The sequence below is a fragment of the Candidatus Woesearchaeota archaeon genome, from assembly GCA_016188115.1.
Lineage (GTDB): Archaea > Nanobdellota > Nanobdellia > Woesearchaeales > GW2011-AR9 > JACPIK01.
Window position 1 is genome coordinate 59,654 of record JACPIK010000002.1, and the last position, 17,233, is coordinate 76,886.

The 17,233-nt window shown below is 40.5% G+C and carries 9 protein-coding genes and 1 tRNA gene; all 10 read left to right on the forward strand.

Annotated elements, in window-relative coordinates; all coding sequences use genetic code 11:
* Positions 1 to 250: 250 nt before the first annotated feature.
* The 10 genes from HYV86_00405 to HYV86_00450 all read left to right on the forward strand — a co-directional run bounded on the left by HYV86_00405 (position 251) and on the right by HYV86_00450 (position 17,183).
* A complete protein-coding gene (locus HYV86_00405; protein ID MBI2572300.1) occupies positions 251 to 1,696 on the forward strand; it encodes a hypothetical protein in 1,446 nt (481 codons plus the stop codon).
* Positions 1,697 to 1,867: 171 nt separating this feature from the next.
* The gene (locus HYV86_00410; protein ID MBI2572301.1) at positions 1,868 to 2,248 is read left to right on the forward strand and encodes a cell division protein SepF; all 381 of its coding nucleotides are present in this window, start codon (positions 1,868 to 1,870) and stop codon (positions 2,246 to 2,248) included.
* 113 nt (positions 2,249 to 2,361) lie between these two features.
* Positions 2,362 to 3,063, forward strand: a complete 702-nt coding sequence (locus tag HYV86_00415) for a hypothetical protein (protein ID MBI2572302.1) — start codon at positions 2,362 to 2,364, stop codon at positions 3,061 to 3,063.
* A 49-nt stretch (positions 3,064 to 3,112) separates the two neighbouring features.
* Positions 3,113 to 3,277, forward strand: a tRNA-Ser gene (locus HYV86_00420).
* Positions 3,278 to 3,448: 171 nt separating this feature from the next.
* Positions 3,449 to 6,733, forward strand: coding sequence for a VCBS repeat-containing protein (locus tag HYV86_00425; protein ID MBI2572303.1), 3,285 nt, complete (start codon positions 3,449 to 3,451; stop codon positions 6,731 to 6,733).
* A gap of 148 nt (positions 6,734 to 6,881) precedes the next feature.
* The gene (locus HYV86_00430) at positions 6,882 to 8,423 is read left to right on the forward strand and encodes a hypothetical protein (GenBank protein ID MBI2572304.1); all 1,542 of its coding nucleotides are present in this window, start codon (positions 6,882 to 6,884) and stop codon (positions 8,421 to 8,423) included.
* Between the two features lie 61 nt (positions 8,424 to 8,484).
* Positions 8,485 to 9,513: a hypothetical protein gene (locus tag HYV86_00435; protein MBI2572305.1), complete on the forward strand. Its 1,029-nt coding sequence runs from the start codon at positions 8,485 to 8,487 to the stop codon at positions 9,511 to 9,513.
* Between the two features lie 53 nt (positions 9,514 to 9,566).
* Positions 9,567 to 11,729 carry a hypothetical protein gene (locus HYV86_00440; protein ID MBI2572306.1) on the forward strand — a complete coding sequence of 721 codons (2,163 nt, stop codon included), beginning with the start codon at positions 9,567 to 9,569 and terminating at the stop codon, positions 11,727 to 11,729.
* On the forward strand, positions 11,650 to 14,046 hold the full coding sequence (locus HYV86_00445) for a thrombospondin type 3 repeat-containing protein (GenBank protein ID MBI2572307.1): 2,397 nt from the start codon (positions 11,650 to 11,652) through the stop codon (positions 14,044 to 14,046). Before HYV86_00440 ends, HYV86_00445 begins: the two co-directional genes overlap by 80 nt.
* Positions 14,043 to 17,183 (forward strand): hypothetical protein, encoded by a 3,141-nt coding sequence (locus HYV86_00450; protein MBI2572308.1) that lies wholly within the window; start codon positions 14,043 to 14,045, stop codon positions 17,181 to 17,183. The genes HYV86_00445 and HYV86_00450 overlap by 4 nt, the downstream gene beginning before the upstream one ends.
* The last annotated feature ends 50 nt before the right edge of the window (positions 17,184 to 17,233 follow it).

Here is a 17,233-nt window from a genome sequence, read left to right on the forward strand (position 1 = left end):
AATGTATATAAATGTTTGTACTCTCGTATTTTGGTATGAAATTTGGTTCTGGGTTTTATTATTCTTATAAATCTTAAACTGTTACTCAACTACTATCCTTTCTCATTTCTCCGATCTCCACAAGAAATCAGCAAATCAACTAGCGTAATCTCACTGGCATAATTTATGACCTATCCTGCATTTTTTCGAGGCATTCCCGAGCTGGGCAAATCGAAGGCTTTAAATAGTAGAATAAGATACAAAATAACCCATGGTGGGTTTAAAAATGAGGTTAATCTTCGTCGCTGTTTTCGCTTTATTGATCATGCCAATGCTTGCACTGGCAGCAAATACTAATATTTCTGTTACAGAAATTGATAACACTATCAAACCATCAGAGTACGCGACATTTCAATTAACTGTATTTAACGCTGCACCTAAAACCCAAAGTTTCAAAATTTATTCTTTACAATCTGGAATCGGGTGGGCAGTAGAACCGTTTCCATTATCTGATCGAGTCGTTCAAGTTGGAAGCGACCAAACGTATACTACTACTATTCGCGTACATCCTTCGGTTGCATTAAAACCTGGAAGTTATTTTGTTGATTTAATTGTAGAAAAAGAATCTGGAGAAAAGTTATCTACTCCTCTGCAAGTGTTTCTTACACCTGAACGTCCATTCGATTATCTCCCTGCATTAACTGTGGATGTCGATATGGATGAAAAAATTGTTCCAGGCGTAGTCCTCCCTATTCGTTTATTTATTGAAAATAAAAATGTCCGTGATTTAACTGATGTTTCTTTAACCATCCAAAGTGAAGTGGGTGGAATTGAGAAAGAGGTAAGTATTGATCTCGCACCTAAAGAGAAAAAAACAGTAGAACTAACATTAATGCCAAATCAATATCAATCTCCTAAGTCATATGTTATCTTTTTTACCTTTGCTCATAATGGACAAACTTTCAAAGTAGTTGACAAAACTATTGAAATAGTGCCTGTATTGTCCCCATTTGTAATAACTTCTTCCACTCAAGAATCTTTTTTGATGTTGGATACAACTCTTACTATTCGTAACCAAGGTAATGTACTTAACACTCAAGAAGTACCCCTTGTACTTCCTGCGTGGAAATTTATTCTTACACATAGTGATACTGCAGTAAAACGCATTCAAAGCGATTCCAAATCGTTAGTCTGGAATATGACTCTCTCGCCTAATGAAAGTGCTACTGTGATGTATCGTACAAATTATCGGTTAATCATTTATGCAGCAGTGCTTCTCATCGGGATGATTGTTTTTTATATTGTTGTTCGTTCACCTGTGTCTATCAAGAAAACTGCGGTTATTACTAAAATAAACCACAGTGAAGGGGCATTTTCAGAGATAAAAGTAACAATTGAAATACGTAATAAGACCAAAGAACTTCTTCGTAATTTAACGGTTCATGATGTGGTCCCTGCAATTGGATCTGTCGAGAAACCATTGGAAGTTGGAACACTTAAACCTCAACATCTTACTTCTGGCGTCAATGGCACTAAAGCAACATGGACGATTGCAGAACTCGAGGGTTTAGAGCACCGTTTAATTACATATAAAGTTCATGCAAAATTAAATGTTTTGGGTTCGATAAAACTTCCTCGCACAGTAGTTGAATTTTCCAAAAAGAAAAAGGGGACTTTACGTAAAAGTTATTCCAATGCGTGTGAAGTGCAAAATTAAAACGCAGTTGAATATGGATATTTTTTTATTTTTTAAAATATTTTTCATTTCAATGTTAACGAGCAGATGACCTATTGAATCTAATGCTTATAGCATAAAAAGATTTATATATGTGAAAGTGAAAAAGAAAAACAAATCACAATTACAAAAGTGTGAGGAGAGGGTGTTAAAATGAAGGACTTTTTTTTACAATTAAAAGACAAGTTAACAAGACCAGCCGATGCCGAAGAACACAATCCCTCGGATTATGTTGAAGTGCAAAATGCTGGACAAAAAGAAGAGCATTCAAGAGTTCTTGTAAAACCATTCGTGATGCAAGAATTTGAAGACATTAAAGATGTACTTGATGCGCTTCGTGAAGGCTCAACCATTGCGTTGATTAATATCAAACCTTTGAAAGATAAAGATTTAGTAGAACTTAAACGTGCTATTGGTAAACTTCGTAAAACCTGTGAAGCAATCGACGGCGATATTGCTGGATTTGGCGAAGACTATGTTGTCGCTGTTCCTTATTTCGCACGTATTCATCGCAGTAATACAGTAGAAGAATAGATTCGTTTTACTTTTTTACTCTTTTTATTTTAGTTTTTTTACATCTTCTTAAAGTCGCTTTGATTTTGTATCTTGTCGAAAAGTTTATTATCTATTTTTGTGTTCTTGTCACCATGGTTTCAGTCCATACTTTTCATTCATTTCGTGCATTTTTGGTAGTCTGTTTTATTCTATTAACAATAAGTGTCACATTTGCTCTCTATTCGCAACAACAAGGGGGTAGTGCAACTGGTAACGCAATTGGCAGTTTAATGTCTGATTCTGCTCATCAAGCAGTATGCAATCTTGCATCAACACAACAGAATTGTAATTCTAACGGGTGTGTTTGGCAAGATAATCATTGTACTTCCCGTCAAAGTGCCTCCCAAGCACAACAAGCACAGCAGACTCCTGCAAGCACATTAGAACAAAGTCCTCCCATTATCTTAACTTGCCCTGAGCAAGTCTGGCGTCCAGACGGTTCATTTGTATGCACACTTATTTTTAATAATCGCGGAGAACTTCACTATGATAAGACAGATCGATTTTGGGTGGCATGGCAAATATCACCAAATGATCCCCCTGAAATCAGAGGTATAAACTCTTTAAATCCTTCTTTCGATTATGAACTTATTAAAGATGGTAATCTTCGTGTCTTCACATTTTGGCCTCGTCGTGATGATGTCGTGCTTCGTCCACGCTCTACTTTTCTTAATGTTACTTTTTCTGTGCCAATTGCTCGGCGTGAAAATCGTGTAACAATTAATGCTGGGATCAGCCGTGATCTACCCCATTATGACCAAATTGTAGAGAAAGAGGTTAGTATCTCTGGATAAACACATTTATAGAAACATTTAAATAAAAACTTCTCAAAAAAATAGTGTTGCCACAGTCGCATAATCTGGTATTGCGCAGGATTGCTATGGGCTGGTTGTCCATGAGATTTCCAACAATTCCACAAAGATTCTGTCCCTCTGGGATCGTCGGTTCAAATATTGTCGCCCGAAGCGCAATGCTTCGAACGATAGTGAGAAAGTCCGGCCTGTGGCGCTCAACCTTGGGTGTAAAACCCCAAGGTCATTTTTCTCATTATAATCATAAAATTATTTTCAATAATAAATTTCTTCACTAATTCGTGACTGGTTCTCTTTAAAATCAAATCAAAAAGGCTTATTAATCTCAATTTCTTTATTTAATTAGAAAAAATGAGAAGGTGAATGGATGTTTTTTGAAAAGAAGAGTAATAACCGGGTATTAGCCGCTGTTATCTTCCTCTTAGCTGCCCTTTTTTCCACTACTCTCGTCTCTGCCATTGATCCTTCCATCGACTCATCCTCATTATCTCGATTAGAAGAGGCCAAATCACTTCCTTCGTATCGTCATACTGCTCATGGAATCGCCGTGGGAGACATTAACAACGACGGATTAATGGATTTGGTTTTTGCTGAAAATGAAGAACATGTAAACGACAATCCTGAGATAAATCAAATACGTGGTTGGCCAGAACGAATTTATATCAATAAAGGCAATGGTCAATTTGCTGATGAAAGTATGCGTCGACTTGGAACTATCTCGGGTTATCAAACCGTAAGTGTAGCTCTTGGTGATGTAAATGGAGATAATCGTCTTGATTTAGTATTAGCTAACTATAAACAACGTGTTGCATTTTTATTTCAACAACCAGATGGAACTTTTCGTGATGTGACACAGGAACCAACTATAATACAACACGAGACACGTCTTCCTCAAACCTATGAATTTCCCATTGGTAAAGAAGTGCTTATTGAAGATCTCGACCAAGATGGCGACAATGATGTTATTGTTGCGTATAGGGGGTATGTGGGGATCTATGAGCATAAACTTGAAAATGGAAGGCACCGTTTAGTCGATGTTTCTACTCAATGGTCTCATCCTAACAACCGCAACGCCGGTCAAGGAATAGAATCAATCTGGACTGCTGACGATGGAAGTAATGAGGTTCTACGTTATTTACGTTTCAATAATGATGGGGGAAAGATTCTTCTTGAAGACTTAGACAAAGATGGATTTAAAGATTTAATTATTCCTGTTCACACTGAAGGTTTTGTGAATCAAGGTTCTCTTAATCGAATATTCATGAATCGTCCAGTTCAAGCACGAAGTAACACCCGTTCGTTTCTCTATGATCTGTGTTTTCAGTTTCCGCAAAACCTTCATCACACCACGCAGTTGCTAGCGTATGATTGGGATAATGACCGCGATACAGATTTTGTAGCGTCGCTTAAGGGAGAACACAATCTGGTGTATCGAAACATTATTTCCTCAAGAGGTGTTTGCAACCCTCAACAACCAACACCTGCATTTGAAGAAGATTCTGCAACCTATCGGGCAAGTGGTTTGCCTCTGGATGATCAAACTCCGGTTGTTTTTGCTAGCGCTGATGTCAACGCCGATAATAACAAAGATCTTGCGGCATATCAAACTCGTTGTGAATTAGAATTCTCCAATCCTTCAACACCACGCATCCCTACTAACGATTGTTCTATTGTTCTTTATCTTAAATCTCAAAATAGATTTACCTCACAGCCAGTTTCAACCATCTATCAAGGGAAACACGGAAAAATGCATACGAAAGATGTAGTGTTTGCTAATCTTAATAATGATAATTTTCCCGACATAGTATATGGGACGGGGGAGTCGAGGGCGTTGTTGCATAATGGCAATGCTCGTGAACCTGCTTTTCCTCGTTCCGATAAAGATCCCTTTCCGTATAGTTCGGATAATTTAATTTCCAGTGGGCAACTTGTTGATTTAAACAATGATAATATTCCTGACATCCTCTCTTCTAACCAAGGATATTCTGAATGCGGTATCGGTGATACTGATCCTGATATGGTGGGTGAAGGTTCATCCTCCTGTCATGTTCTTCTCACGCCATTCAAATATTTTAGAAGTAACGCAGCGCAGCAAGAAGTGTGGGAAGATGCAGTGCACTTACTCGATCTTCCTTTAGATTATACTACTCAACTTTCGTATCCTGGCGTTCCTTGTACGGGGGATTTAGATGATGATGGTGACCTAGATTTAGTCTTACCCTACCGCAATTCTGAGAATCTGCTGCTTCTCAATCGAGGTGATGGCTCGTTCGTCAACACTCCCTCCAAAATTCCCCAAGATCAGTTTAAGGGTAATTTTGAAACGGTTCTGGATCATAGTGAACCCCCCAAGAAAATAAATATGTTAAATGGGGTTGAAATCGCCAACGGAAACGTCGTTCGTATAAATCCATTAATCAGCAATTTTTTAAAAGATGCAAATGGCGTGAATAAAGAAACGTGGAATCTCCAGTTTTTACGAGGAAACGTCAATTCTCGTGTTCCCTTTGGTGCGCAAGGGTGTATCATTCAAGATTTTAATGGTGATGGACGTCAGGACGTCTTCATGAATTATGGTCCTAGAAAACAAGAACGTTTTTTCCTTAATCAAATTGGTGCAAATGGTGCCAATAGTTGGAGTTTATCTGAAATCCCATTTCGGGGTACTAATGTGGCTGATCGTTCTTCCATCACCCTTGATTTTGACAAAGACAACGATCCAGATATCATTTCGTTAACTCGAGATGGTCGAGTTCGTTTGCTTCGCAACAATGGTCAGGCCCAGTTTAGTGATGAGATTATTACTGATCTTTTCCCAGGGGTGGACTTAACATTGTCTTCCAAATTAATTGTAGAAAATGTCATGGGTGATGCTGAGAACGAAATCATTTTTGTACGTTATATCCCTCGAACAATTCTTCCAGGTGATCCCATCCCATCGCATATTGAAAATGATGTTTGGATATATACCCGAACTTTACAAAATCGTGGTGCATTTACCCTTGTGCCTCCTGCAAATATTATCTCAGATCCTGATACTGAATTAACAGAAACAGAACGACACCATCTTTTTACTCTCGCAGCACGACATACTCAAGATATCACTTTCTTAGATATTAATGGCGACGGACTGCAAGATTTATTCAAAGGCAAACAAGTATTTAAAGAACGAGTATACCTCCAACAACGTCCTCTTGCCGGTCAGCAGTTCCCTCGTTGGATCGAAGTTACCGATACCGTAATGGATGCGCGCAATTTCAAAACATATTATGTGGATTCAGCAGATATGAACCAAGATAATCTTGAAGATGTAATAGTGTTTCAAACAAGCGAGCCTCATTTATACCTGCAAACTCCTTCGCAGCACCAAGACTCTCCCTCCCCCGTTCCGGTCTTCACTGTTCTCAAAGAAGGAAAAGTAAAAGATGTTATTTTAAAAGACGATATTAATCGTTTTTCACTAGAAAATGATCTTTCAATTCAAGAACGTCAATCTCGACGTCTCTCATTTTTAACCTCGCAATCCTGCATCGATTTTACCAATGTTGTTGAAATCTCACGACTCATTTCAAATCTTCCTGATCCTTCAGGAGATCTCGAAATAGCATCTCGTACCGCCATTCTTCAACATTTTGCAGTGGTCTGCTCGTAATTTCTCTCCTCTTTTTTCTCTCTCTCTCTCTCTTTCTCATTTCAACTTTTTCTCTGGCAGGACAATGTTTTGTCTTTACCTCATAAACACAGCAAGAAAGATATTTAAACGTAAAAGATTTCAGCTATTTTAAAAAAGAGGAATGGGTATGAAACAACACTTTGCAAAACTTTTGTTAATCTTAATGTTGTGTCTAATTATGTCTTTAAGCGTGAGTGCTGCAGTTCCTCTGTCTTCTCGAGACCATCATCAATATGGTCTTTCTACCTGTGCAGCAAAAAATATTAAAGCAATATGCGATCAAACGGACGGATGCATCTGGGTAACCCATAATCAAAAATTATCAAATGCCCGTGCAAATGGTCAGGGGGACGAACTGTGGTTAGAAAGTGCTTCCTGTTTACCTAATGTTTTCTTTGATGCTGCACGTGACCAAAATAATGAGGATGTAGTTGTGGGTCAACGTTGGTCATATGCAACATTGTTTCCATCTCCTTCTTTGAATCGTATCGAAAATAAAAATCCAGTCTATATAACTTGTCCAGAAACAGTTGTGAAAGGAACAGCTCTACGTTGTGAAATGAGGGTTAACTCTCGATCTCTTCCTTTTGATCCACAATATTCTTTCTTATATTTCGTTGAAACAACACCTCATCAACAAAATCAAGACTTTTCTACTTTAATAAGTACTAATCTAGTATTTGATTCTCAAGTAATTTCTGCGGGCACTTCACAATCAGTGATCAAACAGACTAATGATCATCAAGTTCTCTATCCTTGGAACACTCATCTATTCGCTGTTTCTGTTGATGTTCCTGCCAACACACAAAGTTCTGAAGTCCGCGTTGATGTAAAAGGCAGTATTGTATGGAGCATGCAACTTGGAAGTAGCGTTAATGCTAAAGATGTCAACCCAATTCACACTTTCTCAAAAATAGTAAGAATTGTCAATCCCTCTGTGCAACAACAAGAAATCCCTCCATTCGATTTCGATCTTCGTTGTCCTGATACTGCAAGTACAGGTTCAGATGTAACATGCGAAATCTGGGGTCAAGGAGAACAACTCTACGGAATGAGTGCAATCATACGTTCAGATCAGGGAATCACTGCATCAGCTAATTTCTTAACCTACTTTCTGCCTAGTATTGGGACAGTTCGTCCTGTGGGATCAGATCCTGCAGCAGCATTTACTGCTCGTCTCAATCAACCTTTTGGAATTGGGTGGGGCGGCAACTATCGTTCAGTCTTTAAACTTCATGATAATGCTCGACAAAAGCAAAAAGTAGCTGAGGTCTCTTTAACTATGCCTGCAGGAGTTGGATCAAAACAAGTTGCTCTTACTCTTACTCCTTATGCTAGTCCAATCGTCTATGGGGCTAACAATCAAGTACAATCTGCCCCTCGTGAAGGTACGCCTGTTACCAAAACAGAAACCATTCGTCTTTTTGTCCCTGCACAAAACAGTCCAGATCTAGTTGTTTCTGCTGGTGGCGTTGAAAACGGTCAAGTTGATGCCAGTGTAATCATGCAAGACTCTGTAGAAAATCCCCGACAGGGATGTATTAATTTTAATGACGTTGTTGCTGCATCGCATGCAGTAGCATCAAATCCTGCAGCAACTGCACAACAAATTCAAGAGGTTATATTGTCTCTACTTACTCACTTTCGCGTTGACTGTTCCGGAACGTAGACCAGTAACTATTTAAACCATGAAAAATACATTTAATCTTCAAAAGGTGATTTGAGTGGATATGCAATCTAAAAGCAAGATCTTTTTCATTGTCACAGTTATACTCATTATTGTTGCAGTCTCATTTTTCTATATTAATCCATTAAACAAAACCATTGGCGGTAAAGCAATTGACTTAGGAGCTAATTCCGAAAAAGTCCAAATCCAAGCAGATAAAGTGGTCTCTAATGATCTGTGTACATCTGCAAAATGTTCTGGCGTCTTTCGTTGCGATGGACAAAATAGCTGCCGTTTTCGACCAGAATTAATCTCTTCTCAATACATTGTTGCTCCTCTTGGCACAGATAATGCTTTCATGCAAAGTCTTTGTCAGAAAGTAACTCAACCTTACGTACGTTGGGCTAATGGCGTATGTACAGGCACTGGCGCTATCTGCGATTTTCGTGACGCAAGCGTTGATTGTACCCAAGAAGTGCCTGCAATAGCAAATGTGCAAAACGATTTGTCTTGTAGCGAAGCCGGAGTAACTATTCCTTATGGTTCTCTCACACCAGATGCAGTAAAAATCTGTGATGTTGACAACACTCTTCTTACCTGCGATGAAGCCCATAATGGGGAACGACGAGGAAATTATGTGTGCGGGATGTACGAGGTTAGAGGGGAAATTGAGGGATATAGTTGGGTCGATTGTTCTGCCGAACGTAATCCCATCTATGAAGGCAGTTTTAAATCATTATGTGTCCAACTCCCCAATAGCGAAAATTATGGTTGGTATGTCTGTGATGCAGCAGCTCAAGGATCTAGTGTCCAATCTCAAGGTGACACTTATGTCTGTGATGGAACTCGTTATAACTTTCAACCAGCAGCACCTGCTGCAGTAGTTCCTGGTGATCTCAACAACGATGGCTGTGTGAATTTCGATGATATGTCTCAAATTTTGCCTAGCCTTGATTACAATTGTCCTAGTGTAGGTCATCTCGCTTCACAAGATCGCAATCGTGCTGGTGACCTTAACCATAATGGTTGTGTGAATTTTGACGATATGTCTCAAATTCTACCTAATCTCGACTACGCCTGTACTCCACGGTAGAAAGGTATATAAACTAAAAAAAAGTACAAATCAGAAAAGGAAGGTGTTGATGGATGAAATTGTTTCGCTTACTAGTTGCGGTAATCATTCTTACTGTTCTTGCGTCAAGCGTTCTCGCTACTTCCAGCCTTGTGTTTAAAGATACAGCAACCCGCCAACAAATTAATTCTCTTACTCTTACCCCGGGCCAAGTAAAAAATGTGGATTTAGTTCTTCGTGTTGTAGAAAATCCTAATGAACAAAATCGAGGGGCAGTTTCAGCATTAAATATTGGGGGATCCTACCAAACTGCTGCTTTAGTTTCTGCGGTATCAATTAATCATCCTGCTCTTATTGTTGGCGGTCAAGCGTGGTCCAATGGTGGGTTGGATATCTTTAATCAAAATGGTCAACAATCTTCTTATTCGCTTCGTGCCGCAGTACCTGCTCTCAATCCTCCTCCTCGTCTTGGGGCAGGAGATTATGTTCTCTTTACATTTCAAATCACAGGAACACAAGCCGGTCAAGGTGTGATTGGTATTACAAACCCCCAAGTTGACGCTCGTTCTTTTGCCGCAGGAAATTTTCCAGCTTCACTTCCTATTACTGTCCAAGCCGCAGCAGCTGCTCCTCCTGCTGCAGATCCAAAAGCAGCCTGTCGTGCAACCCTTTCTTGTGCTGCACCAAATTCTAATGCGGTGTGTAGTGATTTCCCTCCGTATCCTCAACCTCTAAATAGAAAATTATGCTGTCCAAGTCCTACAGCTTGTGTAATGGGTACTGGTGCAGCAGCTCGATGTATTCCGTTTGGTGCAATACATCCTACTGATTCTTCATTTATCTGCGGTGCTAACAATGACTGGGATCGTTGTGGTCCTCTCAACAATCCTGCTTACAACAAACATGATGCTGATCCTAGTGATGCTCCTAGTATTGCAGTTTGTCGTGTCTCCGGTGCAAGTGGTGCATGGGCAGCATGCCAAGAGGCGGTTCCTGCCAATGCTGCTTTATGTGCTGGCGATGATCAAGTAGTTAATAGTGCGAATCGCATGGTCGTTGCTGCGTGTACTGCTCAACGCAAATGTGAATATACCTGTAATGCAGGATTTATCCTACAAAATGGTGCATGTGTTGCACAGCAAGTTCCTCTATCCTGTCCTGCCGATCAACACCTCGTTGACGGTGCCTGCATTCCTCTTCCCCTAAATGATAGGGTGTTACCTCAATTTGATGGAATTTGTAACAATCTCAATGACATTGCTAATGATGATAACACTGAAGAAGAGATTATCTGTACATTAACTGCAGATGGTCTAAAATGGAAATGGGCGCTAGGCGGATCATGCGATGCTGATGATGATTGTTCAACCTCTTATTGTTCACTAAATGTGTGTGGTCAACGACCTCGCTTTGTTCACGAAGATATTAATGGTGATGGGCAATTTAACCAAGCAGATGTAGCTTGTCTTAATGATGCATTTAATCTACTCGCAAAACCAGATTGTCTTGTTAATAGTGCTATGTATCGTAGTCTCCTTGAAAATTTAGACTTGGATTGCAGTCCAGGTCGTCCAGAAATAGATCTAAATGATCTTATGGCATTCATTAGTTATGCTCAAAATGGTCAATTCCCTGATAATATTGATGCAAACCATGATGCTGTTCCTGACTGCACTATTGGCGGATTCCAAGATCGGGACCATGATGCCATCGCTGACAACGTAGATACCTGTCCTGATGTTGCAAGTCCTGATCGTCTTGATAATGATGGCGACGGCGTAGGAGATATTTGTGATAATTGTCCTGGAAGGGTCAATCCAGACCAAGCTGATGCCGATCGAGATGGTGTGGGAGATGCCTGCCCTATGTCTGCATTTACGGTGGATGCGCTCAATGCTCGTAATTATGTTATTTTAGATCAGATCAACATTGTCTTACAACAACCTATCTATGCTCAATCTCCTGCCTATAAACGAGTCTCTTTATTTGCAAGAGGATTCAAAGGCTCAAGAGCAACAATAGAAGAAGAGGGGGAAGGTCGTGGACCTCGTCAACGTCATAATTATATTATCGATGCAGTAACTGCAGAAAATCAACTCTTCTTACAGGGGGTTTTAGCTCAATTACGTGAATATAACTCCGAAGGTCTTGGGGGAGATGATGCTCGCATTGCTGCAAGTCAAGGGATTAGATCTCAACGAGACCATGTCCGAAATGATCGCCGAGGAAGAAATTAAGATGGTCACTAAAACAAAATCAAGAGTCGCTAAGAGTGGTGTTGCTGCTAAGAGTAATATTACTTCATCTAAACCTGTGTCTCATACAAAACCAACAGTAAAATCGTCTTCTATTTCTACCTCCAATTCTATGGCTACCAATTTTACCAACAGGTATTCAACATCTCACTCATCTTCACTTCCTGGCGGGGCTCCTGATTATAGTCTTCCCCCTCACGCTAATGAAGCTGTTCCTCTTGCTCCTCGACATACTGGAAGAAAAATATTTTTTGTCGCCATGATAATCATTTTTGCTTTAACTGTAATCTTTGGTTTTCTCTTTTTCGTAGAAAACAACAAAACATTTGCCGGTCAAGCCTATGCAGGTGCACAAAACACTATCGGTTTTGTTTTGGCAGAGAACCCTGCCGATCTTCCAGCTCAATTTTTCGATCTTAAAGCAAATGTGGGTGCTGCTCAAACCGTTGCGTTTCATTTTAAAGTAGCTCTTCCTTCTGGAGTCACTTGTAGTGTAAATCCTCAAGAGCAATTAGTTCTTACCAATGGTGTTGATTCAATCACGCAAGCAATAGCTTCTTCTATATTTGGTGCTGCAGGTGATGTAGATTACCAAGATTCGTATTGTGAAGACGTTAATACTGTGGTCTTCGAACAAGCAACCGCAGATTATGCTCGTGCTGTTACAGGAGAAGTTATTCTTGCAACAATAATAATTCCCTCTCCTGCTGCTGGAAACTATCAATTAGTGCCTTCGGATGTGCATGTAATCAATTTAGAAACCAGTGGCGATATTAATCTCGTAGTTGAATCCTATGATTTAGCCGTTGAAGCTCCAGCAGGGGAACCAGTTCCTGGACCTAATGCAGACACAGATGGTGACTCTATTCTTGATGCAGTAGACAACTGCCCTGCTAATTCCAATGGTAACCAAGCAGATACTGATCGCGATGGTATTGGGAATGTTTGTGATATCTGTACTGGTGAAGATGACACTCTTGATGTTGATAGCGATACCTTCTGTGCGAGCAATGATAACTGTGATGATATTGCGAATGCCCGCCAAAAAGATCAAAATCGTAATGGGGTAGGTGATGCCTGTGAACCTAACCCTGCTGCGTTAGAAGATAAAGATGAAGACGGAAGAGTAAATATCGATGATAATTGTCGTGATGTTGCTAATTCCGATCAAGCAGATGTTGATTTAGATGGTATTGGTGATGTGTGCGATGTTGAAGTTAATGCCCCAGAAGATACGGACTTTGATCATGATGGTGTCTCTAATGCTGACGATAACTGCGAACGCATAGCCAATCCTCTTCAAGAAGATAGCAATGGTTTTGAAGATGGGGACGGTGCCGGTGATGCCTGTGAGATGGTACCTCCTCTCGAAGGAGACGTAGATCGTGATACTGTTCCAGATGAAACTGATAATTGTCCTCATGTATCTAATGTAAATCAAGCAGATATTGATAATGACAACGCTGGCGATGCCTGTGATCCAGCAGATGATTCCGCCGATGCCGATGCTGATGGTGTTCCAGATCATCGAGATAGTTGTATTGACGTAGTCAATCCTGACCAATCTAATCTCGACCATGATGGATATGGTGATATGTGTGATCCTGATATGGACAATGACGGCGTAGCTAATGCCGACGATGAATGTCCTTTAGATGCAGTAAATACTTGTAATGGCGATCCTTCTGCAGTTAACAATGAAGCCTCCGTTGATGATGGCGAATGTGCTGCCGATGCTTTACAATACTGCAGTTCAATACAAGAATGTGAACGTGTTGGCTTATTTTGGTATGATACTTCTTGTCATACACAACTTGCGCCATTAGAAGACGAATGTAATCCATTTAATCTTGATCCTTGTACTACTCAAGAACTTTGTGAGGCTGCAAATCTGTATTGGTATGATGAACAATGTAATGCAGTAGATCAAGAAGTAATACTTAATCAAGTCACCTGTGAAGATGGTAATGTTGAAGCGTGTCTTAATCCTGAGACCTGTCAGCTTGCTGGTTACTTCTGGTATGAAAGTATCAATCGTTGTGTTCTAGAAGAACCAGAAATAATTCCTGGCGGGGTTCCTGAAGAGATTATACCTCCCGAGGGGGCAGAAAATCTTGATCTCAATAACGATCAGTGTGTCGGTCTTAAAGACATATCGATAGTTGCAGCAAACTTTGATCTTAGTTGCTCTGTTCCCAAAGCAATGGGAGAAGGCGACGTGACTAATGATAGTTGTGTAACATTTGCAGACTTTAGAAAATTGATGTCAGTGCTAGATTGGGAGTGTGATGAAGAATGAGTACGTTAAAAACACAAAATGCTCATCGGGCACCAGCTTCCTCAAAGCCAACCACTAATACTATGTCTCACACATCCATGACTGCTCCACGACCAGTAACAAAACCGTATATTGCTCCTGTAACAAAAGTCACCTCTTCGGTTTCTTCAACATCAGCCCCTGCTCAACCACAGCCTAAAAAGGGAAAGCGTATCGCAATTATTCTTGTAGTTGCACTCCTCATTATAGCCTTAGCTGGTCTTGCTGCATATTTCTTTACTGGACAATTCGCAGGACAAGCAATCAAGTTTGGTTCTGAGTTAGAAACTGAACCTGGGTCGCCAGGAGATTATGGGTTGTATTCTCAAAGCGTAGAAGAGCGTCTCGAAGACCAGACAGAAACAGTATTGGACCGTGCCGTTGTTCTTGATGCTGTGGGAGAATTTGATTTAGTTGTTGTTGGCATTCCCACTGCTGATGTCTATGCTCAAACCATTGTCGTTGAATACGATCCTGAATTTTTCACAATTAATCCCCAAAGTTTTATTGACAGAGAACAACAATTAGGATTGATAAAAGACCATCTAATGTCTACTCTGGTGGCACTTGAATCTGAACAAATAAAACAACGTTTACGTGAGTATTTCATGACTATTACTCAACAAGACACAATGGCTATTTTAGTTGATCCGGAAAATCAACCTGGTGTTACATATGGTTCAAAGGTAGACACTACCGTTACTCAGCTTCCCGTTGATTATGCTGATATAGTTCAACAACACCAAGAGTTTCTTGCACAAGAGCAGAGAGGTGAAGATTTTGATGCAGATCAAGCAGGCCGAGTGGCCGAGCGTTATGAAAACGAAGTGTATGGGCCTCTTCGAACTCTTCTCACCCAATTTGAACGTGCAACGACTCCTCAAGCGCAGTTAGAAAGTCTTGTTCCATTTAATGTTCAACAAGAACAGGGTCGTATCACTCTCAAACAGACTTCCCATCTTCCGTTTGTGTATGAATTATATCAAGATCCCGCTAGTTATTTAGCAACAATCGCTCTCACTCCTCTTCAAGAAGGTGAGTCTGTTGTTCGTCTTGTTTCCTTGCATGGTTACAACAATGGTGAAGATGTTTTCACAACCCCTCTTAATCAAGAAGTAACTGTCACAATTGGTCCCGCTTTAGGGGCCGAACCCGGAGCCTGTGAAAATGGTAATATTGATGACAATAATGCATGTATCTGCAACCAAGGCTTTTATTTAGGAGAAGATCAAAATTGTCATTCGTTTGAAGCATGCGCTGAAAATGGGTGTGACGCCTTTGGATCAGCCCAATGTGGACTTGAAGGACGCGAGTCTTGTGCGATCGATCCAATCAATGCTTGTCTATTCTGGCAGTCTCTTCCTTGCGAAGACGGAGAGTGTGTTGACGGAGAATGTGTTATAGATAATGCTTGTGTTGTTGGAGGAGCTAAAGTAGTTATTGAAAACATCGATGGTCGAATAGATGTTAAAGTCTTAGATTTAAGCGGTACTGGTGTTGATAATATGATCACTCTTTCTAACGGCGAAAGATGTAGTTACGTTAGCATTAACAGCCAAGATCTTCAAAATTTACGATGTGTCACTTTTGACGAAGATAGAAACTCTATTAGTACATCGATGGATATTAATTTGATAAATGGTGCAACCCTCTTAGATGACGAGAGATATACTATTGGATTACAAGAAGACGATGATGGTCTACAATTCCTTAACGTATTCTCGCAATCATCAGAACTTGAATTTAGTTATACTAGCTTTGCACCCGAAAGACAAGCTGATCTAGGTATTGTTAGTTCATCTGTATTTATTCCACTTACAGGAGAAAATCGCTTCCTTCCTCTTGATGAGAATGGCAATGGTTTAGAACCAGTGGTTGAGAATTCCTATATCACCATGATTATACCTGCTTGTGTCGAACAACCAGCAGTGTGTGAAACCAGTGAAGATTGTGAAGAAGGTTTCATTTGCTCACAAGAAGGTGTTTGTGAAGAAAATATCCCTAACCTGGCTGGTCAAGTCTGTGAGAACGACCAACAATGCGGCGAGGGTTTAATTTGTAATGAGAATAATGTTTGTGAAGCAGCTCCAATCGATCTTGGCGGCGCTGCAATTGATAGTGACGAAGACGGAACACTTGACGCAGTCGATAACTGTCCTTTAATTACCAACGAAGATCAAGTTGATACTGATGCAGATGGTGTTGGTGATGCCTGTTTAACCCACGACAACTGTGGAAGTATTGGCAATAATTGTGGTCACGGATTTAGATGCGCTCCTGCATTAGAACAAGCGTCTCATACTGCATGTGTTCTTGCTAACTGCGGCGGTCACGCTGACTGCGCAGCTGGACATAGTTGTACAAATGGTGTCTGTCAAGCTCAACAAGCTAATGTTCAAGAACCTCAAAGTAGTGGGGGCGGAGGAGGCGGTGGTAGCGGAGGCGGACGCCGTCGTTGTGTTTCCGATTGGTCTTGTACTTGGGATATCTGTCGCGCTGATCTTACGCAAGTAGGTCAGTGTGTTGATAAAAACCGCTGTGCTCCTGCAAAAGAAGAAACTCGTGTGTGTGAACCCTGTGTAGAAGCATGGCGTTGTGGATTATGGACAGAATGTAGCAATGGTCTCCAGACCAGAACTTGTGTTGATGATCATCTTTGCGCTACCTATGATTCAGTTCCTGACGATCGACGTGAGTGTGTAATGGATGAAACGGGAATGTATGTGCCCCCTTCAGTACAAGAACGATCAGCATATCAACCTCCGCGTGCTGCAGCAAAAGCGCCAACTCTGCAAAAACCAGAAGCGACTTCAAGTAAGTCAATCTGGACAACTGGGAAAATGATTGCCGTAGGTATCCCTTCATTTGTCTTGCTTGTAGCAGTATTAATCTTGTTGGTACATCACTTCCATCATAAAAAACAACCCACCTACAACTACGACGACCTCAAAAAATGGGTTGCGCAAGAAAAAAGCATGGGCACATCCAATCCAGACATAGTTAAAATCCTCAAAGAGAACACTGGTTGGAGTCAGGAAGAAATAGAAAAAGCATTCACTGATCTTTCTTCCAAACCCAGTGCTTCAGTTAAACCTGTGGTTGCTAGCCTTAAACCATAATTTTTTTGTTATTATCTCTTTTTCTTTACTATTCATATCTCTCAACAAAA

Bases quoted from the DNA above. Each gene is read 5' to 3' on its own strand.
- HYV86_00430 (MBI2572304.1), top strand. From the start codon at position 6,882: ATGAAACAACACTTTGCAAAACTTTTGTTAATCTTAATGTTGTGTCTA.
- HYV86_00425 (MBI2572303.1), top strand. From the start codon at position 3,449: ATGTTTTTTGAAAAGAAGAGTAATAACCGGGTATTAGCCGCTGTTATC.
- HYV86_00445 (MBI2572307.1), top strand. From the start codon at position 11,650: ATGATGCTCGCATTGCTGCAAGTCAAGGGATTAGATCTCAACGAGACC.
- HYV86_00440 (MBI2572306.1), top strand. From the start codon at position 9,567: ATGAAATTGTTTCGCTTACTAGTTGCGGTAATCATTCTTACTGTTCTT.
- HYV86_00415 (MBI2572302.1), top strand. From the start codon at position 2,362: ATGGTTTCAGTCCATACTTTTCATTCATTTCGTGCATTTTTGGTAGTC.
- HYV86_00435 (MBI2572305.1), top strand. From the start codon at position 8,485: ATGCAATCTAAAAGCAAGATCTTTTTCATTGTCACAGTTATACTCATT.
- HYV86_00410 (MBI2572301.1), top strand. From the start codon at position 1,868: ATGAAGGACTTTTTTTTACAATTAAAAGACAAGTTAACAAGACCAGCC.
- HYV86_00450 (MBI2572308.1), top strand. From the start codon at position 14,043: ATGAGTACGTTAAAAACACAAAATGCTCATCGGGCACCAGCTTCCTCA.
- HYV86_00405 (MBI2572300.1), top strand. From the start codon at position 251: ATGGTGGGTTTAAAAATGAGGTTAATCTTCGTCGCTGTTTTCGCTTTA.